The following is a 281-nucleotide window of genomic DNA, read 5'->3' on the forward strand; positions in this document are numbered from 1 at the left end:
TCCTCCACGAAGTCTTACCTCCGCTTCAACCTGCCCATGGCTAGATCACTCCGCTTCGGGTCTTGGGCGCGCTACTCATTCGCCCTATTCGGACTCGCTTTCGCTACGGCTTCCCCACACGGGTTAACCTCGCAACACACCGCAAACTCGCAGGCTCATTCTTCAAAAGGCACGCAGTCACGACACAAGAAGCAAGCTCCCTGTGCGACGCTCCCACGGCTTGTAGGCACACGGTTTCAGGTACTATTTCACTCCGCTCCCGCGGTACTTTTCACCATTCC

The 281-nt window shown here is 56.9% G+C and carries 1 rRNA gene; it reads right to left on the reverse strand.

Going from position 1 to position 281, the window contains the following annotated elements:
* Positions 1-281 (reverse strand): 23S ribosomal RNA (locus ACSNOK_RS33960); the annotation flags it as partial.

Origin of the sequence: Streptomyces sp. URMC 126, assembly GCF_051386555.1 — a bacterium.
Lineage (GTDB): Bacteria > Actinomycetota > Actinomycetes > Streptomycetales > Streptomycetaceae > Streptomyces.